The sequence below is a fragment of the Streptomyces rugosispiralis genome, assembly GCF_024505145.1.
Classification (GTDB): Bacteria; Actinomycetota; Actinomycetes; order Streptomycetales; family Streptomycetaceae; genus Streptomyces; species Streptomyces rugosispiralis.
In genome coordinates this window covers 41,238-67,427 of record NZ_JANIAA010000010.1, presented here as the reverse complement: position 1 = coordinate 67,427, position 26,190 = coordinate 41,238, and the positions used below count along the sequence as shown (strand labels likewise).

At 68.1% G+C, this 26,190-nt stretch carries 21 protein-coding genes and 4 pseudogenes; 14 read left to right on the top strand and 11 right to left on the bottom strand.

Annotated elements, in window-relative coordinates; genetic code table 11:
- The first annotated feature begins 94 nt into the window (after positions 1 to 94).
- Genes NP777_RS18145 through NP777_RS18125 form a run of 5 tightly spaced genes read left to right on the top strand, consistent with a single transcriptional unit; the run spans position 95 to position 3,822 of the window.
- Complete coding sequence (locus NP777_RS18145) at positions 95 to 1,000, top strand: AAA family ATPase (protein ID WP_256651197.1); 906 nt, start codon at positions 95 to 97, stop codon at positions 998 to 1,000.
- Between the two features lie 46 nt (positions 1,001 to 1,046).
- The gene (locus NP777_RS18140) at positions 1,047 to 1,466 is read left to right on the top strand and encodes a hypothetical protein (protein WP_256651196.1); all 420 of its coding nucleotides are present in this window, start codon (positions 1,047 to 1,049) and stop codon (positions 1,464 to 1,466) included.
- Positions 1,463 to 1,966, top strand: a complete 504-nt coding sequence (locus tag NP777_RS18135; RefSeq protein WP_256651195.1) for a hypothetical protein — start codon at positions 1,463 to 1,465, stop codon at positions 1,964 to 1,966. The genes NP777_RS18140 and NP777_RS18135 overlap by 4 nt, the downstream gene beginning before the upstream one ends.
- A gap of 24 nt (positions 1,967 to 1,990) precedes the next feature.
- Complete coding sequence (locus tag NP777_RS18130) at positions 1,991 to 2,857, top strand: CBASS oligonucleotide cyclase (protein WP_256651194.1); 867 nt, start codon at positions 1,991 to 1,993, stop codon at positions 2,855 to 2,857.
- Entirely contained in the window at positions 2,854 to 3,822 is a 969-nt protein-coding gene (locus NP777_RS18125; RefSeq protein ID WP_256651193.1) for an S-4TM family putative pore-forming effector, read from the top strand. The genes NP777_RS18130 and NP777_RS18125 overlap by 4 nt, the downstream gene beginning before the upstream one ends.
- 214 nt (positions 3,823 to 4,036) lie before the next feature.
- Here NP777_RS18125 and NP777_RS18120 read toward each other — a convergent pair.
- The 4 genes and pseudogenes from NP777_RS18120 to NP777_RS18105 all read right to left on the bottom strand — a co-directional run.
- A pseudogene (locus tag NP777_RS18120) lies at positions 4,037 to 4,648 on the bottom strand (integrase); the annotation flags it as partial.
- A gap of 44 nt (positions 4,649 to 4,692) precedes the next feature.
- Positions 4,693 to 5,031 carry a DUF6192 family protein gene (locus NP777_RS18115; protein ID WP_256651192.1) on the bottom strand — a complete coding sequence of 113 codons (339 nt, stop codon included), beginning with the start codon at positions 5,029 to 5,031 and terminating at the stop codon, positions 4,693 to 4,695.
- Position 5,032: 1 nt separating this feature from the next.
- Positions 5,033 to 5,077 (bottom strand): annotated as a pseudogene (locus NP777_RS18110) (hypothetical protein); the annotation flags it as partial.
- A gap of 46 nt (positions 5,078 to 5,123) precedes the next feature.
- On the bottom strand, positions 5,124 to 6,692 hold the full coding sequence (locus tag NP777_RS18105; protein WP_256651191.1) for a class I SAM-dependent DNA methyltransferase: 1,569 nt from the start codon (positions 6,690 to 6,692) through the stop codon (positions 5,124 to 5,126).
- Positions 6,693 to 6,813: 121 nt separating this feature from the next.
- On the opposite strand from NP777_RS18105, the gene NP777_RS18100 reads away from it, so the two are divergent.
- Genes NP777_RS18100 through NP777_RS18085 form a run of 4 tightly spaced genes read left to right on the top strand, consistent with a single transcriptional unit; the run spans position 6,814 to position 13,747 of the window.
- Positions 6,814 to 7,128 (top strand): trypco2 family protein, encoded by a 315-nt coding sequence (locus NP777_RS18100; RefSeq protein ID WP_256651190.1) that lies wholly within the window; start codon positions 6,814 to 6,816, stop codon positions 7,126 to 7,128.
- A gap of 1 nt (position 7,129) precedes the next feature.
- Positions 7,130 to 9,292, top strand: a complete 2,163-nt coding sequence (locus NP777_RS18095; protein WP_256651189.1) for a VMAP-C domain-containing protein — start codon at positions 7,130 to 7,132, stop codon at positions 9,290 to 9,292.
- Entirely contained in the window at positions 9,289 to 10,299 is a 1,011-nt protein-coding gene (locus NP777_RS18090) for an AAA family ATPase (protein ID WP_256651188.1), read from the top strand. The genes NP777_RS18095 and NP777_RS18090 overlap by 4 nt, the downstream gene beginning before the upstream one ends.
- Before the next feature lie 16 nt (positions 10,300 to 10,315).
- Positions 10,316 to 13,747, top strand: coding sequence for an SAV_2336 N-terminal domain-related protein (locus NP777_RS18085; protein WP_256651187.1), 3,432 nt, complete (start codon positions 10,316 to 10,318; stop codon positions 13,745 to 13,747).
- 61 nt (positions 13,748 to 13,808) lie between these two features.
- Here NP777_RS18085 and NP777_RS18080 read toward each other — a convergent pair whose 3' ends face one another.
- The 3 genes and pseudogenes from NP777_RS18080 to NP777_RS18075 form a co-directional block, all read right to left on the bottom strand.
- Entirely contained in the window at positions 13,809 to 14,672 is an 864-nt protein-coding gene (locus NP777_RS18080; protein ID WP_256651186.1) for a site-specific integrase, read from the bottom strand.
- 308 nt (positions 14,673 to 14,980) lie between these two features.
- A pseudogene (locus tag NP777_RS48510) lies at positions 14,981 to 15,349 on the bottom strand (hypothetical protein); the annotation flags it as partial.
- 352 nt (positions 15,350 to 15,701) lie between these two features.
- Positions 15,702 to 17,129, bottom strand: a complete 1,428-nt coding sequence (locus tag NP777_RS18075; RefSeq protein WP_256651185.1) for an IS110 family transposase — start codon at positions 17,127 to 17,129, stop codon at positions 15,702 to 15,704.
- Between the two features lie 364 nt (positions 17,130 to 17,493).
- Between NP777_RS18075 and NP777_RS18070 the strand changes: the two genes are divergently transcribed.
- From NP777_RS18070 to NP777_RS48810, 3 genes and pseudogenes are all read left to right on the top strand, one after another.
- On the top strand, positions 17,494 to 19,317 hold the full coding sequence (locus NP777_RS18070) for a DUF4357 domain-containing protein (RefSeq protein ID WP_256651184.1): 1,824 nt from the start codon (positions 17,494 to 17,496) through the stop codon (positions 19,315 to 19,317).
- Entirely contained in the window at positions 19,314 to 20,537 is a 1,224-nt protein-coding gene (locus tag NP777_RS18065) for an McrC family protein (RefSeq protein ID WP_391858534.1), read from the top strand. The genes NP777_RS18070 and NP777_RS18065 overlap by 4 nt, the downstream gene beginning before the upstream one ends.
- A 142-nt stretch (positions 20,538 to 20,679) precedes the next feature.
- Positions 20,680 to 21,054: pseudogene (locus NP777_RS48810) on the top strand (IS701 family transposase); the annotation flags it as partial.
- A 229-nt stretch (positions 21,055 to 21,283) separates the two neighbouring features.
- Here NP777_RS48810 and NP777_RS18055 read toward each other — a convergent pair.
- The 3 genes from NP777_RS18055 to NP777_RS18045 all read right to left on the bottom strand — a co-directional run bounded on the left by NP777_RS18055 (position 21,284) and on the right by NP777_RS18045 (position 24,541).
- Positions 21,284 to 21,448, bottom strand: coding sequence for a hypothetical protein (locus tag NP777_RS18055; RefSeq protein WP_256651183.1), 165 nt, complete (start codon positions 21,446 to 21,448; stop codon positions 21,284 to 21,286).
- Positions 21,449 to 21,467: 19 nt separating this feature from the next.
- Entirely contained in the window at positions 21,468 to 23,105 is a 1,638-nt protein-coding gene (locus NP777_RS18050; protein WP_256651182.1) for a hypothetical protein, read from the bottom strand.
- Positions 23,106 to 23,182: 77 nt separating this feature from the next.
- Positions 23,183 to 24,541, bottom strand: coding sequence for a hypothetical protein (locus NP777_RS18045; RefSeq protein ID WP_256651181.1), 1,359 nt, complete (start codon positions 24,539 to 24,541; stop codon positions 23,183 to 23,185).
- On the opposite strand from NP777_RS18045, the gene NP777_RS18040 reads away from it, so the two are divergent.
- The gene (locus NP777_RS18040; protein WP_256651180.1) at positions 24,540 to 24,782 is read left to right on the top strand and encodes a hypothetical protein; all 243 of its coding nucleotides are present in this window, start codon (positions 24,540 to 24,542) and stop codon (positions 24,780 to 24,782) included. The two genes, NP777_RS18045 and NP777_RS18040, sit on opposite strands and share 2 nt — an antisense overlap.
- A 102-nt stretch (positions 24,783 to 24,884) precedes the next feature.
- Positions 24,885 to 25,091 carry a hypothetical protein gene (locus NP777_RS18035; RefSeq protein ID WP_256651179.1) on the top strand — a complete coding sequence of 69 codons (207 nt, stop codon included), beginning with the start codon at positions 24,885 to 24,887 and terminating at the stop codon, positions 25,089 to 25,091.
- A 299-nt stretch (positions 25,092 to 25,390) separates the two neighbouring features.
- Here NP777_RS18035 and NP777_RS18030 read toward each other — a convergent pair whose 3' ends face one another.
- On the bottom strand, positions 25,391 to 25,885 hold the full coding sequence (locus tag NP777_RS18030; protein WP_256651178.1) for an ATP-binding protein: 495 nt from the start codon (positions 25,883 to 25,885) through the stop codon (positions 25,391 to 25,393).
- Positions 25,886 to 26,190 lie beyond the last annotated feature (305 nt).

Sequence of the window (26,190 nt, the reverse complement as noted above, 5' to 3'; positions counted from 1 at the left end):
TTACATCTCCGCCATGTCGTGTACTCTACCTACAACTCGGAAGATGATGTTCAGATCTGAGGTAACCCGCGTGCGGGGGGATGGAGTTGAGGGGATGAGGGTTCAGCAGTGCGTGCTGTCGGACGAGGTGATCACCGCCGACTCGGCGGAGGCCGCGTTGTGGGACGCCATCATGGTGCCGGAGAAGATCAAGGGGCGGTTGCGCAACCAGACGGTGTTGTCGCTGCTTGTGCGGCCTGACCTGCCGTTTGCGGTGACGGCGTTGCACGGTTTGTGCACGCTCTATGGCCCTCCCGGCACCGGCAAGACGACCCTGGCACGGGGTCTGCCGGCGCAGGTCGCCCGCTACGTCGGCGGAGGCGCGGTCCGGCGGATCGAGATCAACCCGCACGGGTTGATGAGCGCTGAGCACGGGCAGTCGCAGCAGCGGGTCAGCGAGTTGCTCGGCGAGTACGTGCCGGGTCTCGCGTCGGATGGCGTGCCGACCGTGGTGATCCTCGATGAGGTCGAGTCGATGGCGGTCGCTCGTTCGGCGGCGTCGCTGGCCGCCAACCCGGCCGATGTCCACCGTGCCACTGACGCGGTGCTCACTGCCTTGGATCTGAACGCCTCCGAGCACCCGCACCTGTTCTTCGTCGCGACCAGCAACTTCACCACCGCACTGGACGAGGCGTTCCTCTCCCGCTCCGACGCAGCCATCCTCGTCCCGCTTCCCGAGCCGGAGGCGCTGCGGAAGATCCTGGTCTCCACGCTGCTGACGCTGGCCGACAAGTACCCGGTCTTGGGTGAGCTGGCGCGCTCCTCGGCGATGGACCGCATCGCCGAGGCGGCTCACGGGCTGGACGGCCGCCGTACGCGCAAGGTGGTCTTCGAAGCCCTGGCTCAGCGGCTGGACACGGTGCTGGACCCCGGCCGCCTCACCGAAGCCGACCTGGCCGCAGCGGTACACAACGCCGTCGCGGAGACGGGCCAGTCGGAGGTGTCCCGTGCGGCGTACTAGGCGGGTGGCGGCCTCTCCCGTGCGCAGCGCCAGCGGAACTTGGGCGGTGATCTCGGACCTCGTGGCGGACACCGTGGCGCAGTCCTCCGTGCTGTCTCGCGACGAGGCGGCGCAGGCGATGTCGGCTGCCGAGGCGGTCGGGCGGATACTGATCGCTGCAGGGCACCTGCAGCGGCAGTCGATCACCCTGGTGGCTGGCAAGGTGCACTGCGAGATCACGACGGTGTGCGGCACGGCGGCGCTGACGTTGGAGGAGAACCTCAGCCCCGTCCCCGGTGCGGCGGGAGCCGATGATTTCATGATCCACCTGCCGTCGCCGGCCCCGCTCCAGGAGCAGGTGAAGGCAGCCGCCGACGGTCACGCCCGGTTGTCCGACGCTGCCCCGCCCGCTCCAGAGACGAAGGTTGCCAACTCCGGTCTGTTGATCGACCGTGAGGCTCTGCGGCGGGCGGTGACTCAACGATGACCTCCACCTACACCTACAGCTACACCCGCACTCACACCGCCACGCACCTGACCGACGTCATCCTCGGCACCATCACCGACATCCTCGCCGACCTGGGGATCAACATGGACCGGCTGCACCGCGACTGGGTGCAGAACGAGAACGCGATCAAGACGTGGATCGAGGAGAGCTCTCTCGACACGGTCGTCCTCGAGTGTCACCAGCCCTCGGGCGCCGTGGCACCGGTGATCGAGTTCCCGGTGTCCTACACCACCTCCGGCGACGGCAACGCCGAGTTCACCGCCTCCCGCGCCCGAGCCGCCCGGTTCCGAGCCAAGTTCGACCGGGTGCCCACGGGTACCACCTACCGGCTGTTCTGCACGTTCAACGGGCCCCGCACCCCGCAACCAGGTTGGGGCCCCGGCCATCGGGCAAGTACCGACGGCTTGCGCGGCATCACCTTCGGCACCCTCGGATCCGCCCCGCACGCCTCGACCGGCATGCGGTATTACCACACTTGAGACCACGAGCAGGAACACACCGCTATGGGATACATCGACGACGCCTTCATCAAGCTCAAGCACAACCTGGAGATCACCCAGACCGAGCAGAACCTGGCGAAGGCACGGCACGAGGCCATCCGCGACTTCGTACGGTCGCACTGGGACCTCGCCGACGACTTCCTCACCGGCAGCTACCGGCGCGACACCAAGACGAAGAAGCTCAAGGACATCGATATCTTCGTGGTCCTCGACGCCAACGGCTCCCAGGCAGGCTTCCGCGATCAGGCACCCATCCAAGTGATCAACGCCCTGGAGACCCTCCTCCGTCAGAAGTGGAGCGCCGCCGCCCGCGACGGCATGGCCGTCGTCATCCCCTACGGCGCCGACGACGAAGTGATGTCGATCGACGTGGTGCCCGCGTTCAAGCGAGACGACGCCGGCTACTACATCCCCAACCCCTCGGCAGGCGACTGGATCGCGACCAACCCCAAGCGCCACCACGAGCTGAGCATCGCCAGGAACACCGACTGCGACGGCAAGTACGTACCCCTCGTCAAGATGGTCAAGGGCATCAACCGCGAACTCGGCGAGCCCGTGTCGCCCTCCTTCCTGCTGGAGGTCATGGCCCAGTCGCTGGTGAAACCGCCCATCGGGCGATACCAGGACGAGATCGTGCTGTTCCTGGCTACCGCCGCCGAACGCATCGGCGACGAATGGCCCGACCCCGCCGGCCTGGGCGGTGACGTCAACGCCGTCATGAACGCGACCCAGAAACTCGCCGCGGCCAACGCGCTCAACCAGGCCCGCGCCATCGCAGAACGGGCGGTCGATTTGGAGGACGAGGGCCAGGAACGCGCCGCCTACGACGAGTGGAAGAAGCTGTTCGGGAACCGGATGACCAGGCCATGAATCTCTCCAGCGACCCCGGCGGCGTCCACGGGATCCCGCTTCGGGCCATCCACGAGCGGCAGCTCGACGACGACATGCTGCTCCTCCAGCGCGCTGCGGCGGCGAGCCACCAACGTGGCCAGTTCCTCGAAGCCGTGCGCGTCACCGCCGCCGTCGCGCTCGCCGCCGCCGGTGTCCTGATCACGCTGATCGGCCACGGCCGGACAGCCGTCTCGATCGTCGGGTTCTTCTGGTTCGTCGTCTCCGCGTTCCTGCTCAAGGGCCTCGCCGGGAACACCGCGCGCCAGGGCGCCCTGCTCCAGGAGATGTTCGACATCGTCCTGTTCCACTTGCCGTGGCGCGCCACCGTTGCAGGCGATCCCATCCCCGAGCCCGACGTCCGCCGTCTCGCGCGCAAGCTCCCCCGAGGCTCGGCGAAGGACAAGCGCATCACCGACGGCTGGTACGACCCCACCAACGACGTCCATCATCCCTACGACGTATTCATTGCCCAGGAACAGAACCTCTCCTGGGATGCCCGCCTCCGCCGCCGCTACAGCCACCTCATCGCCGCCACCGCGATCCTGTGGACCACCATCGGCCTCGTCGCCGGTCTGGTGGTCGCGGACGCCACTCTGGGCGACACCCTCCTCAGCTTCTTTGTCCCGTCCCTGGCGGCCTACCAGATCGCCTACGAGATCTGGTCCGGCCAACGCAAGGTGGCCGACGAACGCGACCGACTCACCAAGGTCGTCAACACCGAGCTACACAACGGACGCCCCGGCCCCGTCCCCGACGACGAATGGCACCGCCTACGGAACGTCGCGCGGGACGTGCAGGACAGCGTTCTCCGCACCCGCCTGGACACCACCCGAGTACCCGAGTGGTTCTACACACGCTTCCGTGACGACGACGAACGCGACTTCGGCGACACCGCAGAAGGCCACCGCTTCCGCCTCGCCCAAAACACACCCCCACCCACATAGGTCGCTGGGCGGGATGCTCCAATCCCACCCAGCGAACTGCCTCAACCCTAGATAGCAGTAGGTTCCCGAAGATGCGATTCCGTGCGGAGTGTGTCCCCACCCACACGCGCTCGGCCCTCAACACCGGGGTCCTGTCTGGAAGATGCTCTGATTAACGCCAAGCCGTGCGACCGTCGGGCAGCGAGACCGTGCACGCCGCGCGCAGAGGGGCGTGACGCTTCAACATCATGAACCGTGCGCGGCAGCCCAGGTCTTCGAGGCCCATGACGAGGTTCTTCGTCGCTTGCGCTGCCCAGGATGCGGATCCGGCGACTGCCGTGTTCGATCACCACGAGCACGTACATCCGTGCTCCCGACAGGGCAGCAGGGCATCAGCCTGAGTGCGAAGGAAGGTGGCCCAGGTACTGGAGTTCCGCTCGGGCACAGGCTCGATGCCTGCCTCCTTTAGGATCTCCCAGACGGTCAACGCGCCCACCCTGACCCCCAGCACGAGCAATTCGCCGTGCAGGCGTCGGTACACCAGGGTGCGGATGGAGCGCACGGTGTGTAGTCGTCCCGGGTGTTTGGGCCGGCAGGAGACGGCATGGCGGCGTGCGACGAGGTCGCGGTGCCAACGCAGCACCGTGTCCGGGCGGACGAGCAGCCGTAACCTTCGCAGCACGTGCAGCGGCAGCCGATGCAGCAGCGCCGCCAGGAACGCCCGATCGCTTGGCATGAACCGGATCTTGTACTTGGCAAGTTGGCGTTGGAGCACGGTGATTTGGTGGCGCAGAGCGTGGATCTCCGCGTCCTTGTCCTGGTCGCTCATCGGCAGCAGGCGCAGCATCGCGAATCATGACGCGCTGACAGCAGCTGCGCGAGAGTGTCAGCTCAAGCGACCGCGGCCAGATTTCGGGAAACCAGATGAACCTGCCCCCACCAGGGCGGATGAGATTTCCGGCAAGGGCAGTGCTCGATCTTCCTCACGGCCGGCGTGCGTTCCCGCATCCGGTCCCGGGTCTGCTCGGAGTGGTCGAACTGAGCCCGGTTGACCAGTATCCGGGTCGTGTCGTCCTGCATGGCTCCCCGCCCGACGGTCGGCAGTCGCAGCTGATCCGACGTGACCCTGGTGGCGACTTCCTCATCCTGGGGCAGATCGGTGACGGCCTGCACCTTTTCCAGCGACCGGCCGGTCCACCCGCTGCCCCACCAAGCGCTTGGCACTGTCATGAGTCCACCGACGCTGACCGGCGTGCGACCAGGGATCTCGCTTCACCCGCCTCAAGCGCCACGCCCAGTGGGGGCTCTCTCGCTGACGGTTCTCAGCCGAAGATTGCGTACAGGTCCTTCATCAGGGCGGCGGGACCGCTCCGCGGGACCTCTGGTGGCTCCAGGGCGACCGGAGGACCGGTGTCGACATAACGTGCCGGGGCCAGCGCGTACGCATGCTCGCGCACAGTCGCCATGTCCGCCGAGAAGCAGAAGCCGGACTCGTCTTGGTAGGACAGGTTTGCTTCCCTCGCCGATGCCGTGCCTCGCCAGGCGTGGTACGTGTCGGCGATTTTCGTGAGGTCAGCTTCTGTCAGAGCCCGCTCGGTTCGGCCAACCATCTCGCCCATTCCGTGGGCGTCGATGAAGAGGGTTTTGCCGCGCCGATCGTCCAGGCGTTTCGCGCCCTGGGGGGACTTGTCTTTAGTCAGGAGCCACAGGCAGACCGGGATCTGGGTCGTCCGGAAGAGTTGGGGTGGCAGTGCAACCATGCAGGCGACCAGGTCCGCTTCCACCATCGCCCGGCGGATCTCGGCCTCGATTCTGGGCGAGGAGTGCGAGCTGTTGGCGAGGACGATGGCGGCCGTCCCGCGGTCGGCTAGTTTCGACACGGCGTGCTGGAGCCACGCGAAGTTGGCGTTGTTCCTCGGGGGGACCCCGTACCGCCAGCGGACGTCGCTCTCGTCTCGTGCCCAGTCACTGATGTTGAACGGTGGGTTGGCCATGACGAAGTCGGCCTTGAGGTCCGGGTGCATGTCGTCGGTCAAAGTGTCGCCCCAACGGCCTGCCAGATTGCCGTCGATGCCGTGGATAGCGAGGTTCATTTTGGCCAGTCGCCAGGTGCGCTGGTTGATCTCCTGGCCGTAGACCGCGATGTCAGGATTGTGGCCGCGACCCCTGTGCGTTTCGATGAACTTGCTCGCCTGGACGAACATACCGCCCGAGCCGCACGCCGGGTCGTACACGCGCCCGTTGTACGGCTCCAGGATCTCCACGATCAGCCGGACCACCGACTGCGGCGTGTAGAACTCACCACCCTGCTTGCCCTCCGCCCGCGCAAAATTGACAAGGAAGTACTCGTATACCTCGCTCAGCACGTCCTGCGCCGGCTTCTCCTCATTGCCACCAAAGCGGGCATCGCTGATGAGGTCGACGAGTTCAGCCAGGCGCTTCTGGTCGACGTTGTCGCGGTTGAAGATCACGGGGAGGACGCCGGTCAGCGCCGCGTTCTCCCGCATGACCGCGTCCATCGCCTCGTCGAGGAGCTTGCCCACGCCCTGGCTCTTGGCGTTCGCGGCGATCCACGACCAGCGGGCGGTCTCCGGTACCCAGAAGATGTGGGCGCCGGTGTACTCGTCGCGGTCCTCCAGGCAGTCAACGATCCGGTCGTCCGAGACGCCGTCCTCGGCAAGCTCCTTGGCGAGCTTGTTCCGGTGTTCGTCGAACGCGTCGGAGACGTACTTCAGGAAGATCAGCCCGAGCACGAACTCCTTATACTGGGCGGAGTCGACGGAGCCGCGCAGCTTGTCGGCTGCTTTCCAGAGGATCGCCTGGATCTCCTCGGGGGTGGAGGAGCTCAACGTTTCCTCCTGCTCGGTGGACTTCTTCTCGCGCGGTGGCATGCGGTGGACGACTCCTTCCACAGGTCATTGTCCATGACCGAGTTTGCGGTGGCTCGCCAGCGTTGTACCGTACCGGCAACGTACTGTTTTCTGACTGTCTTGAACCGGGGGCGGGACGAAGGTGTCGACTATCGGTCTTGCCGCAGCCATCGAGGAGCTGCGCCAAGAGCTGTACGGGGCGCAGCGGCTTGGCGCCAACCAGCAGTTCGCCTTCGGCGTCGAAGAGGCGGAGCTGGAGCTGCAGCTCGAACTGCGCAAGTCCGCCAAGGGAGACGGCAAGCTTTCCTTCGGCGTGGTTGCCGTCGGCGCGGGGGGCGAGCAATCCACCATCCGTACCCACAAGCTGGTGCTGAAGCTGTCGGTCAAGGACCGGGCCCTCGACGGCGCGCGCCCCGAGATCGGCGACGACGAGTTCGGGTCGCTGGACGAGGAGTGACGTGGATCCGCGCAGACTGGCGCTGATCCGCAGCGGAGGCATCGGTGAGGGGCGCTTCACCATCGGCTCCGGCTATCTGATCTCCCCGCAGCTCGTGCTGACCGCCCGCCATGTGCTGGAGGACCGCGGCACGGGAGCGCTGTGGCCGATCATCACCGTACGCGTAGGCCACCACCTCGACGGCGAGACGACGCGTACGGACGCGGAACTGCTCTGGACCCACCCGGACGGACTGGACGTCGCGCTGCTGCGAATTGACCGCAAGATTGATCCGCCCGGCTCCGTTTGCTGGGGCTGCCCCGTGGGCACCGCGCCGCTGCCGTACGAGGGCCTCGGTTACCCCTGGGCTGCCAAAGGGGAGACCCGGGCGCCGGAGCACTTGCGCGGCATCCTGCCGATCCTCTCCGGAGGCAAGGACCGCTACGTCCTCGACCAGGGACCGGCGCCCACCGCCCGCACCGACGGTGGGAACGCCTGGGGCGGGGCATCGGGGGCGGCGATCTTCTGCGGCGGCCACCTCGTCGGCGTCGTGACCGAGGAGGACCAAGCCTACGGAGCCCGCCGGCTGATCGCCCTGCCGGTGTCCTCCTTCGCCGGGGACGGCGACTTCGTGTCCCACATCGAGGAGCAAACCGGTCGGTTTCCCGAGCTGAGTGCGATCGGCGCGTCCCTGCCCGAGGCCGGTCCCGCCGCCGAGCGCACGCCCGCCGAGCGCGAACTGGAGAAGCTGATCGCGCCGTTGTTCTCGTACCCCGGCGTTCGTGTCGATCACGCCCGGGCCCTAGCGCGCGAACTGGGTTACGAGGCCAAGGGCTATGAGCCCACTGTGGCCGACCTCGTGGCACTCCTCATGGCGCATCCGCGGGCGCTCGCGTCGCTCGGCGAAGCCCTCGCGAGCAGCGCACAGGGGACGGCCCGCGCCGCTCTGACCCATCTGTTCTCGTGGGCCAGGGCACTCGACTGCGGGTCGTTGCTCTCCGTGAATGAGTACGACGCCCTGATCGGCCTGCTGCGCAGGGTCTGCGAGAAGCAGCCAGCGCTGCTACCCCGAACAGCCAGTGAGGCGCTGCGATACCTCGTTCTTCCGGAGATCCTCACCCGTCCGCAGCTCGGCGAGAACGACGTTTGCGGCGTAGTCGAGGGCTTGGAGGATCTGTCTGACGGTGTGAGCGGCCCCGAGGGCGCCCCGCCGGTGCCGGCGCTGCTGCGGCTCGTCGAGTACGTGGCGGCGGCCGCAGGCGACGGGCTGGGCGACGACCTGCGCGCGTGGTCGGGGACGACCGCCCGGCGGCTCGGCATCCACGCCGGGGCCTTGGTCGAGCGGCGTGCAGACGCCGCCCGGTGGGCGAAGCGCGCGGCGTCGCTGGTGTCGCGGGTCGTGATGGAGCTGGCACACGACCCCGCCGCGGGGGACGACCGGTACCGGGTCCGGATTCTGCTCGTCCGCGACGACGGTTCTCACCGAGTGCTCAAAGAGACGGAGTCGGAGCCCAAGACCCCGCGAGAGGTGGCGAGCAGCCTCAGCGAGGCGGTCTTCACCGCGACCCAGGAGCCGGGGCAGGGCGACCATGTGCCGTGGGTGACCGTCGTGGTCGACCGGGCAGGGCTCGATTTGGCCGTCGACGAATGGGAGCCCGGATCGCTCGACGACATCGTTCCGGCATGGCCGATCGGAGCGGACTACCGTGTCTCCCTGAGCTGCCCGGAACTCAGTGATCAGAGGCCGGAACGCGAAGGTGACCAGGAACGACGGTGGAAGAACGGACGCGCGTCGGTGCTCGTCACCGGCCGGGCGTCCGGCGACGCCAGGCAGCTCGTGAATCTACTGAAGACCAAGCATCGTGATACCGCGCGGGTGGTCCTCCACGGCCCCGCCCATGAGCGCCGGTCGTGGCTGCTGACCTGTCTCGCCTTGGGCGTCCCGGTCGTGCTGTGGGACCGTGAGGCCAACGGCTACGAGGACGCAGGGAGACTGGAGATTCTGGATCCCGTCGGCGACCTGGAGGGACTTCCCGAGCGGGTCCGGGATTTTCGGAGCGACTCGGCGGCCTGCCCGGCGGAGCGGCGGGCCCGGCCCTCCCTCGCATGGGAACCGGAAGGCAGTCTCCCACGGACCGAGTCGCTTCAACTGAGTGACCCTTGGAGAGGATCGCGCGCGTCATGACCACCTCAGAACCCCCGGCCGGTACAAGCCCTGTGCTTTCGTCCTCCAACGGCGGAGGCGACGACTGGTGGCTGTTCCGCGGAGACGGCGAGCGCCGTGAGGTGTCGTTCCCCACCGCGCCCCCGTGGCGCCGGTTCGACCAACAGGAGACCACGACCGGCGAACGGGTTCCCTACCCGCGGCCCTACCTCATCGGCCCCGATGAGGTGGAGGTGGTGAACGCGGCGCTGCACCTGCGTCGGCCCCTCCTGGTGACCGGGCAGCCAGGCACGGGCAAGTCCTCGCTGGCCCACGCCATCGCTCACGAACTCGCTCTCGGCTGCGTCCTGCAGTGGCCAGTGAACAGCCGTTCAACCCTTCAGGACGCCCTTTACCACTACGACGCCGTCGGCCGGCTGCGCGAGGCGACCCTGCAGCGAGACGCCGACGGCACAGAACCGGACATTGGCCAGTACATCCGACTCGCCCCCCTGGGTAACGCGCTTGTGTCCCGGGAGCGCCCCCGTGTGCTGCTCATCGACGAGCTGGACAAGGGCGACGTCGACCTACCCAACGACCTGCTGACCGTCTTCGAGGAGGGTGAGTTCGTCATCTCCGAACTCACCCGGCTGCCCGCGAGCCATGCACCGGTACACGTTCGGACCGACGACCTGGATGAGACCGTCCCGGTCACGCGCGGGCGCGTCCGCTGCAGTGAGTTCCCGGTCGTGGTCATCACCAGCAATGGCGAACGGGAATTCCCGCCCGCCTTCCTGCGGCGCTGCGTCCGCCTCGATCTCCCCGAGCCCAACGAGCGGCGGCTTCGGGAGATCGTCGCCGCGCACCTCGGTCCCGACGCTCTGGACGACACCGACGATCTGCTGCGGGAGTTTCTCGAACGCCGTGCCGAGGGCGAACTGGCCACCGATCAGCTGCTCAACGCCGTCTTCCTCCGCAAGGGCGGCGTGAACCTCGACGCGGCTTCCCTCCTCCAGGGTGTCCTGCACCGTCTCGGCGGAGCCGTGTGACGCCGTGATCTCGCGCGTGACGAAGGTTCTGGCCGAGAGCGGGGTGGAGCTCTCCCACGAGGAACTCCTCGACGCCATGTGGCTCGCCGGGAAGCTGCCTCGGGACTCCGGGCCCCTGGCGCGCTCCACCAGCGTGTCTGCTGCGACCTCGGAGCGGCACAGCGAGCCCCACCACGACGGGCCGAAAGCGTCGAAGGCCGAGACTGCGGAGCCCGCGCCAGAGCCGGCCGCTGCGGAGTCCATGGGGGAGCCGTCCGCGCGCCCGCTTCTGGCCTCGGCGCAGCCCAGTTCCGACGAAGACGCGCAGGCGCCCGCGGGCCTGTCGCCAGCGGTTGCAGTTCGCGCCCCGGACAGCAGTACTCTCGGCGCCGGGCAGCTCCGGCTCGGCAAGTCCCTCCGGCCGCTGCGGCAGCGCTTCCCCGACCGGCGCCAGCAGGAACTCGACGTCACACGGACCGTCGCTGCCATCGCTGATACGGGCGTGCCCGAGACCGTCACCCGTGCGGTGCGTACCCGCTGGCTGTCCCTGGCCCTCGTAGTTGACGACGGCGTCTCCATGGTGCTCTGGCAGCGGCTCGCTGCCGATGTCCGGGCGCTGATGGAACGTGCGGGGGCCTTCCGAGACGTGCGTGTGTACGGACTCGACACGCGCAGCGGTACTCCGTCCCTGCGGACCAGCCCGTACCACCACCGCGGCCGGATCTTGACGCCGGAGGCTCTGTGCGACCCGACCGGCAACACCCTCGTCCTGGTCGTCAGCGACGGTGTGGGCGAAGCCTGGCGGGACGGCGGGATGCGTCGGGTGACGGACCGCTGGGGACGTTGCGGTCCCACCGCGATCATCCAGGCACTGCCGTCCCGGCTCTGGGCGAGCACCGGCATCGGCGCACGGCGCTGGCAGGTCACCACCCATCGTCGCGGTGGCCCCACCCGCGACTGGCACGTCACCGACCCGGAGCTGCCGCCGGACCTCGTCCGCTTCAACTCCGTACCCGTCCCGGTCCTCGCACCGACCCCTGCGGCCGTCGCCGACTGGGCGTGGCTCGTCGCCTCACCCGGCGGCACCGCGCTCCTCCCTCTGTGGGACGCTGGCCGGCCCGGCTCCAGCCGGACCGTCGTCGACGCCCGGGACGGCGACGCTGCCGAAGCGGTACTCCGCTTCAGGGAGGCCGCGTCCGCCGAGGCATATCGGCTCGCGGCCCACGTGGCGGCCGTCTCCCCCGTCACGCCGCCCGTGATGCGCCTGGTGCAGGCCGCCCTTGGGTCACCAACAGACCTCGGTCACCTCATGGAGGTGTTCCTGGGGGGCTTGATGCACGGGCTCGACGCCGACGGAGCGGACCGGCTGCCACACCATTGGCGGTTCGACTTCACGGACGACGCCCGGAGCGTTCTCCTCAGCGCAGTCTCCCCGAGGGAACTGCTGCGGACCGCCGAGGCCGTGACGCGTCGCATCGAGGCCGCCGTCGGCCGCGCGCCTGTCTTCCCGGCGTGGGTCGGGCACCCGGACGGCGCGGCCGTCATCGATGACACCGGACGCTCCTTCGCCTGGCTTCGGGATCAGGTGCTGACGCGGCTAGGCATCCCGTCCACCGATGCCAGGCCGGCGGTGCCTGTGCTGGATCGGACCCGTGCTCACGAGGGCGAGACTAGGGACTCCATCGGGGCTGGGGATTCCGTCGGATTCCGGGATTCTGCAGCTGCCCGGACTGACGAGGTGTACGACGACGCGCCGGGTGAGAACCAGCCAGCTGGCTGGGTGGAGCTCCTACCGGAGGATCCGGTACAGCTCGGTCGGTTCCGGCTCCGCGCACGTAGCGCCCGGGGCTGGCCCCATCTGACGATGTACCTGGCCGAGGACGAGGACGGCACCGTCGCCACGGTCCGGGCGCCGGCCCCCCTGTATTCCCGCGATCCCGAGACAGCACGGGCCCTCGTCCGCACGGAGGCCGAGTGCTTGACGCGTATGCGGGGCACGGGTGCCCCCGCACTCCTCGGTGTGGCTGCGCCCACCACCGGGGAGCTGCCGTGGGTCGCGGCGCGCTGCGTCCACCGCCGCGGAGACGATCCGTCCTCACCACCCGCGCCGAACCTGCGCACCATCCTCGATGAACACGAGGGAACGGTCCCCGAGGAGCTCTTCTTGCGGATCGGCCTCGGCCTGACGGAGGCCGTCGCACTCGCCCACGCCCGGGGGCTCGTGCACGGCTCGCTAGCACCACGGGCCGTTCTCGTGACCGACCGCGACGTCCGGCTGATCGGCTGGGCGACGGCGACGGTCGACCGAGTGGACAGCGCTCACCGCGACGTACTCCCCCTCAGCGACACTTACCTGGAGGCGAGCGACAGCGGGCGGTCGCTCACCCCTCAGAGCGATGTGTACGCCGTCGGGGCGCTGCTGCTGGCCTTCCTCTCGGGACAGTGGAGCGACCCGAGGGCTGACAACTCGGAACAAGGCCCATTGACCAACCCCGGGATCGCCCCGGTGCTCCTGCGGACTCTTTGGCGTTGTCTGGAGAACGACCCTGCCCGCAGACCGTCCGCCGCTTTCCTGGTCGGGGCGTTCGCCCACGCATCCGGAGGCCCGGCGCCCGGCCCGACGTCGGTGGAACTCGTCGCCGAGGACGTCCGGCGGATGCGGAATGCGGCACGGCAGAACATGAGCACCTACGGGCTGGAATTCGCCCGCCTTCTCCATACGTTCTCGAACCAACTGGCCTCCCAGGGGCGGCGGGAGGAGTCGCTCGCCGCAGCTCGGGAGAGCGTGGAGGTGAACCAGGAACTGCTGTCGGCGGAGGACGACGCCTACTCCATGCCCTTCTCAGCTGACCTCGCAGCGTCTCTCAGTAATCTTTCCGTGCGGCTGGGCGAAGCCGGCAGAGCACGGGAGAGTCTCGACGCGGTCTCCGAAGCGGAGAGGCTGTACCGGGAGCTGAAGCGCCGGGACTTCGGCGACTTCGCCCTCGGCCACTCCATGACCTTGAATAACCTGTCCAACCGTCTGGCGGGGGCAGGTCGGCACAGCGAGGCACTCCAGGCTATCGAGGAGGCTGTCCTCATCGGACGCCGAAGGGCGGAGTTGGATACGTCGGCGGTCGGGGACGATCTGGCGAGGAGCCTCACGAACCTGGGCAGCCGCCTCGGCGACTTGCGACGGTGGGGTGAGGCTCGGAGAGCCGTCGCTGAGGCAGTCCAGATCTATGGGGCCTTGCCTTCGGAGGAGGCGCGGCGTGTCTGGATGGACCACGCCATGAGCCTGAACAACCTCGCCGTCCTGCTCGCTGACGCAGGAGACCACGACGACGCCCTGCGGTTGGTCAACGCGAGCTTCGCGGTGCTGGACCAAAACGGAGGCGAAGGATCGCGGGCTGCGCTCGAGATACAGGAGCGGTCTCGGCGCATCAGGAGCTGGCTGGAGGACCTCGCCGCAAGGGCCCGCGGCCAGTAGTCGGCGACCTGCCGGATATATGGGTGCTCATCACTGCACCATGGATCGCCTTGCGGAAGGATTAGCGCACCATCATCCCCTCATGTGTGATCATTTCCGCCTGCCCACCGACTAACTCCGTGGGGGGCCAAGGGGTCGCAGGTTCAAATCCTGTCGTCCCGACCAGCGTTTTCGCAGGTCGAAGGCCGTTTTTCCAGAGATGGGAAAGCGGCCTTTTCCGTGTTGTGCGGCGTGGTGGTCGCATGGTGGTCGCACGCACGCCTTGGAGTGTGGAGGCGCTGGGTGAACTGGCGGCCGGGGCGGCGAAGTAGGGCAGCGTGAGGCGTGCCCGGTGTCCGTTCGGGTGGTCGCGGCGTGGTCGCACCCAGTCTGGCCAGTGCGGATGACTACCGGCGGCCGGGTCGGCTTGGGCGAGTGCGGTGTCGATGGCGTCTACGGCGTCGTGGGCGGCTTGCTGGGTGAGGTGGCTGTAGAGGTTCGCGGTGGTGGAGAGGGTGGAATGCCGCAGCGTCTTGGAGACGACGGTGAGCGGGGTGCCCGCGGTGATGGACAGAGTGGCGGCGAGGTGCCGCAGGTCGTGAAGGGTGATGCGGGGGACGCCTGCTTCCTCGGCGCGTCGGCGGAAGCGGTCCAGGACGGTCTGAGGTCGCAGTGGGCGTCCGTCGGGTCGGCAGAAGACCAGTCCGGTGAAGGGATCCGAGGAGCGGTCAAACAGAGCTGAATCCGGGGCCTCGGCTGCGCGGCGTGTGAGAGCGGCTGCCACGCGCGGGGAGATGGCGACCCAGTTCTTGCTGCTGCGGGTCTTGGGCGAGGTGATGACCAGGCGGGCGTTGTTGATGGCCGAGAGGGTGTAGCGGACGTAGAGCACCCCTTCGTTGAGGTGGACATCGTGCCAGTGGAGGGCGAGCGCTTCCCCTTTGCGCATGCCAGTGCCATGAGAAGTTCGCACAGGTCCGCGATGAGTGGGTCGGTGTGGTGGCAGTAGCGCAGGAAGCGGGCTGCTTCCTCGGCCGTCCAGATCCGACGCTCGGCCGCCGCCGGGCGGGGCAGGACGGCGGGGCGTGCGGGGTTGTGAGTGAGGCGGTGCTGGCGGACGGCGGCGCCCAGGGCGCTGGAGAGCGTGGCCAGGCACCGGTAGACGGTCACTTGGCCGCGGCCTGCGGCCAGCTGGGTGTGAACGAATCCGGCGATGTGGCGGTGGCCGAGATCGTCCAGCTTGAGGGCGCCCAGGGCGGGGATCAGGTCGCCGGTGACGTAGTCGCGATACCGGGCGAGAGTGGTCGGCTTGAGTACGTACGCCTTCGTCTCCAGCCAAGTCGTGAGGTAGTCGGCGACGGTCTGGTTCGGGTCGCCGTTGAACCCGCCGGCCTCGCCCTCAAGGATCCGTTGCAGCGCGGCTTGGGCGGTGTCCTGGGTGGGGAAGCCGCCGCGGCGGATGGTGGTACGGCGGTGGTCGGGGGAGGGGAGGTCGACGGCGAAGGTCCAGCTTCCGTGGTCACAATCGGTTGCCAATCGTGGGCAGCGGGTTCCGATCTGGTGGCGGTGTGCGTCGCGGCATCCACAGCGCCGGTAGATTCGGCCACGGTGGGTGATGGAGCGCATGGTGATCGCCTCCTGGGGTGGTGCGATGTGCCGACGATCCCAGTCTCCGTCGACGGGCACACCACGCGATCACCGTCAGGCTACATAGGCCTCTGACCTGGGAAAATCCCCTTGTCGTGGCCACAAGTGCGGGGCGGGACCGGCTCGCCCTAGGCAGGTCAACGCGTCCGACCTGCCGGGCGACAGACCGTGCGGCGGAGGCCGCCCACGATGCAATGGCCACTTCCGCAAGATGAGTCCACTCACCCGGCCAATCGGCCTTCTCGCTGCTTCCCGACGATCTCTGCGCGGGTCCGAACCAGTCGCTGTCCACGCGGCCAGTGGGTGCTCACCACGGTGAGCCGTTGAGTTCCTAACGGACGTCAAGCGGTTCGTGGTGATCTCGGGGCTTGGTCCGTAGGGTGGTTCTCGACGGGCCGGTTGCCGGAGCGCTTGGCGACTCCTTCTCGCGCCGGCTCGTCGTCGGGTCTTTCAGCCGTTGCGAGCGGCGGCGGACGTGGACTTTGGCCCGGTCATCCTTGTTGATCTTGTAGCGGGTCGCGCAGATCTGTCGTCCCTCGGCTTCGGTGATCTCGCGTGCGTCGGTGTCGCGGAGCTCGTAGAGAGTGCCGTCGCGCCAGCAGGCTGCCAGGCGGGTGATCAGGGTTGCGGCGAGTGTGCAGAGGGCGGAGTTGTGGTGTTTGCCCTTGCCGACGACGAGGTCGTGGTAGCGGGCGGCCAGGGTGGGATCGGTGTGCCGGGCGATGTCCGCGGCCTTGAACAGCGTCTCGCGCAGGCCAGGATCTCCTTGGCGGGTGGGCGGTCCGTCGCGGCCGGTCAGTCCGGACTGACTGAGCCGGGGGACCAGGCCGGTGAAGGCGCGGATGCCGGCGAGGCTGGTGAAGCGGTTCGGGTCTCCGAGCCGGCCCAGAATTCCCGCCGCGGTGATGACGCCGAGACCGGGGCCGGAGGCGATGATCCGACCGGGGTCGGCTTCTTCGTAGAGGACGGTGATCCTGTCCGCCAGGGTGGTGATCTGTGCGTTCAGGTGAGTGGCCATGTGAGCCTCACCGGCGATGTCCTCGGCGAGTTCGGCGAAGTCGAGGGCGCCGTCGGGCCAGAGCTGAAGTGTCTGCTGGGCGGCGCCCGCGATTCGTTCGGCGTGTTCCTCGCGCCACTGGCCGCGGCTGTGCCGGATCAGGAGGGCGGCCAGGCGCTTGCGGCCCAGTCGCCGCAGGGCGTGGGGGTCGGCGCCGGTTTTCTCCAGCACGGCCAGAGCGGCTTTGGAGTACGAGCCCGTGCCCAGAGCGTCTGCCCAGGCGGGCCCGAGGAGTTCGAGCAGGGCATCGAGCCGGTAGAAGGTGGCCGTGCGGCGTTCGACCAGTGAGCTGCGGCGGCGGACAGCTCGGCGCAGTGCGTTGGCCGGTCCTGTGTCCGACCGTTCCCGCAGCCCTTCGGGGTGCAGTAGCGGCAGCCGGGCCAGGACCCGGGAGTCGAGCCGGTCGTTCTTGGTGTGCTTGGAGTAGTAGTCGCGCAGGTCAGCGGACTGCTCTGGCGGCACCAGGACCACCTTGGCGCCGTGGCGCTGGAACCACGCGGCGAGCGGGACCCACGCGTTGCTGGTCGGTTCCATGATGGCGACGACGTCATCGGTGGTGGGCAGACTGTCCCATAACCGTTCCAGGTCTGTGGGTGTGGTGGTGAAGCGCCGGCCGGAGAACTGGATCTCTCCGGTGGCGTCGGTGCAGGTGGCCCGGTGTGAGGCCCGGCAGGCCACGTCGATTCCCAGATGCAGTCTCAACAGGGCTCCCGTCTGGTGCAGCGGCAGGTCGACCGTTGTCCAGACCTTCCGCCACGACCTGCTCGGCACGTGTTCCGCAGGGTTGTGCTGACCGGACATTCGGTAGCAGTGGTCCACGCTGGCCGTGGCCACGGGTTCCCAACAGGGACGCACGTGCGTCGGGAGGTTCGACCAGCCGTCGATCAGCGTTAAGAAGTCGCCTGCAAGGAGACGCTTCGGTCAGTGATCCAGCTGTGCCGGAAGAACCGGACCCGACGCGCCCTACGCAGCCCCCGAAGATCCCGGAGGGCCACGCCCCAAGCTAAATGTCAGTGCTGCCCCCTATCGTTCTCGGTGAACTTTCTGCGTGTGATCGGGGGAGACGATGGCTAACAGCAGTGCCCCATACCCGGTGTTTTGGCTGCGATTGCCCAAGGGTGAGGGAATCGACCGGGCACGAGGAGTTCTGCTGGACGAGATCGGGACGAACGGCAGCAGGAAGTTTCTGGTCAAGGCAGGATCTCCCGCACGCAATCACGTCATGCCATCGTTCGCCCGGCAGCTAAGTAGCCCATACCGCCGACGCGAGCAGCTGAAGAAGGACAGCGTGCTGGTTCCGTCCTCGCACCGACCGGGCTGGCTGGAACTCACCGAGGACGTGGTCTGCGGCTCCCCCTCTTTCGCCGCAGAACTTCTGGTGGGTGCCCCACGCAACGGATGGAATGAGTGGCGTACGGGCGACGACAGGCCACTGGGGGACTTCATGTCCCGTGTGGGGGCTGGCCCCAACCGCCCCTGGCTCGTCCGCGGGTCGAACGTCGCTGGCCTTGACCTGGTCCAGCGACTCTGGATCCCGGAAGGCCGCATCACCCTCGCCGCCTCCCGGCTCCGGCAAGGGATCAAGCAGGGCACCAGCAAGGAAGACCTGCGCACTTTCGTGCAGGAGGACTACGAATCCACCGCTACCTACAGTCAGAAGCAGCAACTCGTCGAGGAACTGCACGCCTTCCTCTCCAGGATGAAGCCCGGCGACACTGTGTGCACCATTTCCGGCGGGCACATGCACGTAGGCGAGATCACCGGCGAGGTTGAGCAAATTGAGTCCGAGAACCGGCGATCCAACCTGCGGAGGCCGGTGGAGTGGCAGCCGAATGTGTATGCCTACGAGAGCCTGCCCGAGGAACTACAGCAGAAGCTGTCGATCCAGCACGACGTCGTGGATCTCACCTCCGTCCAGGCTCACATCGAGGGACTCGGTCTCACCGACCAGGAGTTGGTGGAGGAAGCTGAGGCCACCGAGCAGGACCCGAGTGTCGAGAGCCCCGCGCTGACCGCCCGGCGCGAGCTGGAGCTGCCCGCGCCGACGGATGAGCTGGCCGCCGAGCTCCTCGTGCACGACACGGACTGGCTGCGCGAGCTGCGTGATCTGCTTTGGGACGAGCGGCAGCTGGTGCTGTACGGACCACCGGGTACCGGCAAGACATATCTCGCGATGAAGCTCGCCGAGTTCCTCGGGGGCGGCCCCGAGCAGGTCAAGCTCGTACAATTCCATCCCTCGTATGCGTACGAGGACTTCTTCGAGGGATTCCGCCCCCAGGAGGACCCACAGACCCGGGAGGTTGCCTTCCGGCTCACCGCAGGGCCGCTGCGCGAACTCGCCGACCTCGCCTCCCGCGAAGGCAACCGGCACCTCCCGCACTTCCTTATCATCGACGAGATCAACCGCGCCAAACTGGCCAAGGTCTTCGGTGAGCTCTACTTCCTGCTGGAGTATCGCAACAAGTCGGTTCGGCTGATCTACTCCGGCGAGGACTTCGCGCTACCGCCGAACCTTTTCGTGATCGGCACGATGAACACCGCGGACAGGTCCGTCGCCCTCGTCGACGCAGCGATGCGCCGCCGTTTCGCGTTCGTCGAGCTGTCGCCGCGCGCCGAGCCGACAACCGGCCTGTTGCGCCGTTGGCTGACTAAGGAAGGCCGGGATCCGGAACCAGCCGACCTTCTCGACGCCCTCAACTCCCGGATCGAAGACTGCGACTTCCACATCGGACCGTCGTACCTGATGAAGAAGGGCGTCTATCGGGAGGGCGGTCTCGAGCGGACCTGGCGGACGAAGATCCTTCCCCTGCTGGAGGAGCACCATTACGGAGAAGGCGTGGACATCGAGAAGCAATACGGGCTGACCTCGTTGCGGGAGTCCTTGGCGTGACGGCCGCTGCCGATGGGGTGACAGCGTCCGTCACGTTGGTCGAGTATGCACCGGCGATCAGCCTTGCCCTGCCTGACGGCGTCGGGCGAGCTCTCTCCGCCGGAGACATCGTGAAGGCGGCGCCCGACCCGTACACCGCGGACCGCTGGTCGCTGCGGGCCCACAGCAAAGTGGGCGCGGTGATGGCCACCCCCCAGGGCGGCGGCGCGGCGTTCATCGTACGCGTCACGCCCAAGGTGCCCATCGCCCGCCTCTTCTTTCTGCTCGGCTACAGCCTCGACCCGAATGGCTGGTGGCGCGACGGCGACGTCGAGGTGGCCGAGCACCGCGATCTGCTGCCCGTGCTCGCGCACGCCGTGGAGCGGCAAGTGGACCGGGCCCTGCGGCAAGGCCTCTTGCAAGGATACCGAGCGATCGAGGAGACAGGTCTCGTCGTGCGCGGCCGGATCCGGGAGGCGGAGCAGATACGTCGGCGGTTCGGCGTGACGTTGCCGGTGGAGGTGGCGTACGACGAGTTCACCACCGACATCGCAGAGAACCGCATCCTGCGCGCTGCCCTCGAACGTCTCCTGCGCCTGCCCGGCATACCACGGGACGTTAGGCGCAGGCTTCTGCGCCAGCGTGCCCGGCTCGCCGACGTGTCAACCATCGTGCGTGGACAACCGGTTCCGGACTGGCGACCCACCCGTCTCAACACCCGCTATCACCATGCCCTGCACCTGGCCCGTGCCGTGCTGAGCGGGGCCATGGCCGAGCACATGCCCGGCGAGTTGCACATCGATGGGTTCCTGTTCGACATGAACAAGCTCTTCGAGGATTTCGTGACGGTCGCCCTGCGCGAGACCTTCCGCGGTTCGGCCCATACAGCCCGCCTTCAGGACCCCTGCCACCTCGATGATGGGGCCGCCATACGTATGAAGCCGGACTTCGTGCTGTACGGGCCGCACGGCAGCCCCTGCGCGGTGGCCGACGCGAAGTACAAGGCGGAGAAACGGGGCGGCTACCCGGACGCCGACCTCTACCAGATGCTGGCGTACTGCACCGCCCTGGGCCTGCGTGAGGGGCACTTGGTGTACGCGAAGGGCAACGCCTCGCATGCAGCCCACCGGGTACGCCACGCGGGCATCGTCATCCATCAGCACGCCCTCGACTTGGACCAGGATCCGACGGGGCTCCTCGCCGACATCGCGGAGGTCGCCCGGCGCATGACGGAGCCCTGACACGATGCGCTCGGTACCCCCGCTGTCGCAATGCCCATCAACATGATCGTGGGCCCGGTGAGGTGGGATGGATTCCCCGGGCCGTTGCCCCGCCTGGTCGTTGGGGAATGGGGAGAGGCGCGTCAGTTCCTGGCGGAAGTCCGCCGGTGTCCGCGGGAGCGTCGAGGAGTGCTTCCAGACCGACAAGAGCCAGGTCGGCCTGGACCATTACCAAGTACGCAACTGGACTTGCTGGCACCGGCACATCACGCCGTCCATGCTCGCCCTGGCCTTTCTGACCGCCGTCGCCGCCAGCACGGCCCCCAACCGGCGCTCTGATCCGCACCGCCCCCCGCCCGCAGCAGCGATCCGGTCACCTTGACCCTCCCGGAGATCCGCCACCTCCTCACCCTTGTCTTCACCCCCAGCCGTGGCCGTCGCCAGACTGCTGCACTGGTCCACCTGGCGCAGACGCCACCAGGCAACAGCCCGACGCAACCACTACCGACGACGAACCGCCAACGAATCAACCGGGTAGATCACGAAACCATACGGTCGTACTGGGTGAGGATCTCACCAAGGTGTCGAACGACCTACCGGCGGTTGCCGAACTCCGCCCACAACTCTTGCATCGCCTGTTGCCAGGTCAGCGAGCCTGCTTTCCGCCTACGGGGGACCACCCCACGGCCGTAGTTGACACACACCCCGGGCTTGGCTGCGCTCGCGTCCGCAGGGATGAGTCTGCGAACGCGAGGGCGAGCGGGGTACTACTCCGTGCCGGGCCACTCGTACACGGTCGACTCCACAGACAGGTCCCGTACGCCCTTGAGACGGACATCTGTTGGCGGTTCGACTTCGAAGCGATGCACGGGGTCGTTCACCAGGCGGAGGGTCGGCTTTTCGGCGCCCTTCTCCAGGTGTGAGGCGATCACGAGAGTGTAGTTTTCGCCCTCAGACCAAGCCCGTACGAACTCCGAACGCGTCAGGGTCAGCTCGCCCGGGACAGCACGCCCGTGGGCCTTGATCTCGTAGTAGCGCCCGGTCGAGTCGTATGCGTCGGCGCCCATGCCCGACGCGCCCCGCTGGTCGTCCAGCTCGACACTCTGCTCTTTCAGGATCCGGCGGAGCGCCTGGATGACGAGCTCCTCCTTGTGGTCGTCTGCGTAGCCGAGCGGTGAAGCCTGGCTGTGGGGCGGGGCTGGGGGCTCCTCCGGGCCTGGGCTGGGGTAGTGGGGTCCCGAGTCGGCGGGGCGAAGGTCCCGCCGTCCCCGGCGTACGGGCAGGGGCGCTGCCCGGTGTGGACGGCGTTCCAAGACGGGTGACCTTGCCGGGCAGCACGTCGAAGGCGGCCGCGTCCACAAGGGGGCGCGCGGTCGGCGCGTGCTGCGGGCCGGTTTGGTTGCCGGGTCCGGGGCTTCCGGGCGCGGGTGCGGGAGTTGAACCGGTGCGGGGTAGCGGGACGATGCCGATCGGGCCAGCGGAGACTGTCGCGCCGGTGCCCGTGCCTCGGTGAGCGGTCGACTTCCCGTTCGGCATCGGCAGAGCTGGAGCCAGCTGTGCACGCTGGCGTAGTTCTTCGGCGAGCCGTTGCCGTTCCTCGCGGTCCCGCTGTCCTGCCGATGTGAGCGCGGTCCCGGCTCCTGCCTCCACCAGGCGTTCCTCCCAAACGTCCCGCCAGCTGTGGCCCACGCGCGACCGTTCTTCCGCGAAGTGGCTGGCGATGGCGGCGCCCGCACCCGTCTTGGTGGTCAGCGCCGTGTGTGAACGCAGGAACAGCGTGTGGCGGCCGCGGTCGATTTGCGCGTCGACGGGGAGCTCGATGGGCTCGTACGTGCCTCCCGGATCGAGGCGGATCCGCAGGCCGGGGAGTAGCCGGACCTCCAGGCCCGCCAGCCAGGTCCAGCCAGTGAAAGCCTCCGCCGTCTCGGGCTCGTCGCGCACCAGTAGGTCCTGTAGTGCGGCGACTCCTCGCCGGAAGTCTTCCGTGAGGCTCGCGTCGGCCGGTTGGTCCAGGGCTGCGCTCCTGACCCCGTCCACGCCTCCGGTCTCGTACGTGACCTTGGCGCCCGCGACGTCCAGGAGTGTGACATGCAGCCGCCCGAGCAGTGCCGTGAATTGCTGCACGTTCCCTCCCGGCTTCCACAGGGGGAGACGGTCCGTCAGGGCCCGCTCGACCTTGGAGTCGGCCACGGCGAACACCGATCGGCCCTTGCCTTTGACCCATCCGGCCGTGGTCCACAGCGGCAGACTCCGCAGCCTGCTCTGCAGCCCCGGCGGCATCGGCTTGTCGTCGGAGGAGATCACGTCCCGCAGGCGGCGCAGAGCCTCGAGCATGACCCTTTCGCGGTCGGCGTCGGGGGCCGCACCGGTCCCGGAGATCTCCTTGAGTACGTCGATGAGGTCGTCGACCCCAGGTTCGGGGATGCCCAGCACCTGCCACAGAGGGGCGATGTCCACCCCGGTCAGGGTGAAGGGACGGAACCCGCGCAGGATCGCAGGTCCCTGGAAGCACTTGCGGGACTCCATCCAGCCCTGGTCGGTCAGGACGAGGTCCTCGTACCGGAACTCGTGGCGGATCTGCTTCTCCACCGCCGTCCGGGTTGCATCTGGCGAAAGGTGCGTCAGACGCCGCGCCAGGGATTGATAGACCAGCAGTGCCTCCGCCCTCAGGCTGTCCGGCACGTCGGCATCGGCGTCATCGGCCTGACGGTCCGAAGCTCGCGCAGCCGTTCCATCAGGCGCGGGACGTCGGGATCGCCGGAGACACCGAGAGCGGTGAGAACCTCCGTGCGGGTGGCTAGGGCTTGGTGGATCGCCGGGTGCAGGTATCCGGGATCCTCCGGCCCGTACAGGGCCTCCGTATCCGGTGTACGCAGGGTGAGGTCGGCCGGCGGCTGGAGCCGGCCTTTGCTGTCTTCCAGCCAGGCGGTCTCCCGGAGCCACCACACCCAGATGGCCGCCGTCTCACCCGTGACGTTCCACTTGTAGTGGCCCCGAGCCATTGGGACGCAGGCCTGGTCCGAACTGTTCAGCAGTGCGGTGAGGGTGCGTAGCAGGGCTGCTGTGCGGCGTCGTCGCTCGTCCATGTCCTTCTCGGCCGCGATGTTCTTGACCACGGCGAAGAGGTCGCTGCTGGTCACGTCGTCCAGGGTGTGGTCGGCTCCCTTGTGTATCGTCTGCACCCACCGGCCTGTGACGGACCACCTGCAGTCCCGTGCGAGGCCGAGACGGGGATCGCCCGGGTACCTCTTGGTGTCAGCTGGGTCATAGACCTCGCGCACCGGAGTGAGCCGGGGGGCGTCCGCCACGCCCAGTAGCCGCAGGAAGGCCGTTCTGCTCAAATCGCCTGCCTGGGCGGCGGAGAGCAGTGATCGCGCGTAGGAGCGACGCACCCAGATGAGACCGGGAGTCTTGCGCGCCGCGACCTCGAACCGGTCTCCGTCAGCGGTCTCCAATGCCTGGGGGAGATAGGCGGCGCCGGGCTTCACGCGGTGGGACTGTTCGGCCCCGTCCTTGTCGTAGGCGAAGCCGTTGAGGAGGATGGCCCGTCCGATGCCCGGACCGAGCGGGTCGCGTAGCTTCTTGGGCATCTCGCCGAGCGCCTGCTGCAGGGCGACGAGCCGGGCGGCCTCCATCACCTCGTCGGCGTCGGCAAGTTGTCCGCCGGCTTTTCCGAGCCGGGAGACGATCTTCAGTACGGCTGCCGTGTCGTCGCGGCGCACCAGGCAGTCCCGCCGACGCAGCCATGCGGTGACGGTCCTCGCCCAGGCGTTGTCCTGCGCGTAGGTGGGATGCAGGTCCAGAACGACGCCCAGTACATCCAAGGGGCCGGTGGCCTCGCCGGACGCGTCAGCGAACGCGTTCTCCGCGGGCTGCGGCCGAAGTCGGCGCCCGTCGGCGGTGACTAGGCACGCCCGGTCGGCCAGCACATACTCGTGGCCCGCTTCGAGGGCGACCGCGGCGAGCCGTACGAGCCGCGCGACGTCCTGCCGCTCGTCGTCGGAGAACAAGCTGAGTGCGTCCATGACCTGCACCTCCGCGCGCAGATCCGCGGGCACCTGCCGCACGCCAGTCAGCGAAGACCTTCCGCCAGCGGCCGCCGCTGTCGCGGACGGCGGCAGGCAAGGCATACGGGGCTTTGCCCAGCCGGGCGATGTCGGTGTCGTCGAGAACCCCCGACAGTACGGCCTCCTCGACCGCGAAATCGGCCAGCGGGGCGTCGGGACCACCTTCCGCGACCGGCAAGGCCAGCTCGGCGGCGAGTGACTGCCGTGCGCGGGTGAGCAGCTCGGTGCGGATCCGGTCCTGGAGCAGGTTCGCTGGCGCGGAACCTGGCGGGCAGGGAAGCGGAATGAGGTGCCACGCTGTGTGATCCACCTTCTCCAGGACGTCGCGTACACCGGCTGCCCACAGGTCGGCGATCACGGGGACGAGCTGTGTGTTGAGGCGGCTGCCGGCGAAACCCTCGCGGCTGGCGACGGGGTCGAACTGGGTGTGGACGCGGGCCGCCACATCCAATGGGGCGACGGGCAGGCCTGCGTGGACGCTGCCGTTCGCCCCACGCTCCAGGGGTAGTGCGATGCCCACGGGCACGACCGGGCCCAGTGCCTTGTGGCTCCGTTCCCAGTCGGAGTGCGGTACTACCTGCGCCGTGTACACACGCCATAGCGCTCCGTCGGTCGCACGGGCGTGCTGCACATTCACCTCGTGCTCGACGCCCTCGATCAGGAGCCGACGCTGTGTCACATCCTCCCAGGACAGGGTTAGTACGGTGCTGTGCCCGCCTGCCGTCACCTCGAGACCGCGGAGGTGACGCAGGAAGAGTAGGGAAGCGTCGTTCCAGTCCTCGAACCACTCAAGGAGCTGGGCCGCGGTCAGTGTGCCGGGGTCAGCGGGATGCGGAAGACGGTCCACTCGGGTCCGGAGATCCCGTCGGGGAGTTCCGGCGGCGCCGTGGGTTCGAGGTTGGTACCGGAGAAGCGCACGTGGAAGGGGTGGCAGTGCACCTCCCACACCGTGGTGAGGGCTCTGAGCGTGGACAGTCCGATGCCGAACCGGCCGGTTGCTTCGGCGTCGGCCGTCTTGCCGCTGAGCCAGGGCATGCCGAGCGGGAGGACATCAGCCAGGCGCAGGCCGACTCCGTCGTGGGCGATCAGGATGTCGTCGGACCGCAGCAGGATGCGCAGCTGTCCGGCTCCCGCATCGTCGGAGTTTTGGACGAACTCGGAGAGGATCTGGAGCCGGTCGGTCGAGAGTGTCTTGGCGCCGTGCAGCGCGCCCTCGGCCATCTTGCGGTGGACCCCACGGCCGCTACGCAGCCCCTGATCGAGAAGCCGGACGGCGCGTGCCGCTTCTTCCCGGGTCGGCACTTCCACTTCCGTGGATGCGTCCGGATCTTCCAGAAGCGTATGTACTGCCGCCGCGAGAGCGTCCACGTACGTATCCCTCCCCTTCGGTGCCTTGCGATATCGGCAAGCCTGGGGTCCGGGACGATTCCCGATGATAGGGCGGGCGTGATCCAGCCATGTGCGCAAGGTGCCACGGCTTGCGGAGCGGTTCGGCTCAACGATGCCGGCGCTGCGGGTGCAGGCAGCGGGGCGGATGACATCACGCTCCGACAGGGTGCTGAATGCGGCGGAAACTGATTCCGATCGCCCTTCGGCTGTCAGCCCGG

What these genes read in the sequence shown, in the direction of transcription:
- NP777_RS18045 (WP_256651181.1), bottom strand. Translation starts at nt 24,541, where the DNA reads ATGGACGCACTCAGCTTGTTCTCCGACGACGAGCGGCAGGACGTCGCG.
- NP777_RS18070 (WP_256651184.1), top strand. Translation starts at nt 17,494, where the DNA reads ATGGCTAACAGCAGTGCCCCATACCCGGTGTTTTGGCTGCGATTGCCC.
- NP777_RS18125 (WP_256651193.1), top strand. Translation starts at nt 2,854, where the DNA reads ATGAATCTCTCCAGCGACCCCGGCGGCGTCCACGGGATCCCGCTTCGG.
- NP777_RS18115 (WP_256651192.1), bottom strand. Translation starts at nt 5,031, where the DNA reads ATGACAGTGCCAAGCGCTTGGTGGGGCAGCGGGTGGACCGGCCGGTCG.
- NP777_RS18080 (WP_256651186.1), bottom strand. Translation starts at nt 14,672, where the DNA reads ATGCGCAAAGGGGAAGCGCTCGCCCTCCACTGGCACGATGTCCACCTC.
- NP777_RS18130 (WP_256651194.1), top strand. Translation starts at nt 1,991, where the DNA reads ATGGGATACATCGACGACGCCTTCATCAAGCTCAAGCACAACCTGGAG.
- NP777_RS18145 (WP_256651197.1), top strand. Translation starts at nt 95, where the DNA reads ATGAGGGTTCAGCAGTGCGTGCTGTCGGACGAGGTGATCACCGCCGAC.
- NP777_RS18040 (WP_256651180.1), top strand. Translation starts at nt 24,540, where the DNA reads ATGACCTGCACCTCCGCGCGCAGATCCGCGGGCACCTGCCGCACGCCA.
- NP777_RS18090 (WP_256651188.1), top strand. Translation starts at nt 9,289, where the DNA reads ATGACCACCTCAGAACCCCCGGCCGGTACAAGCCCTGTGCTTTCGTCC.
- NP777_RS18105 (WP_256651191.1), bottom strand. Translation starts at nt 6,692, where the DNA reads ATGCCACCGCGCGAGAAGAAGTCCACCGAGCAGGAGGAAACGTTGAGC.
- NP777_RS18135 (WP_256651195.1), top strand. Translation starts at nt 1,463, where the DNA reads ATGACCTCCACCTACACCTACAGCTACACCCGCACTCACACCGCCACG.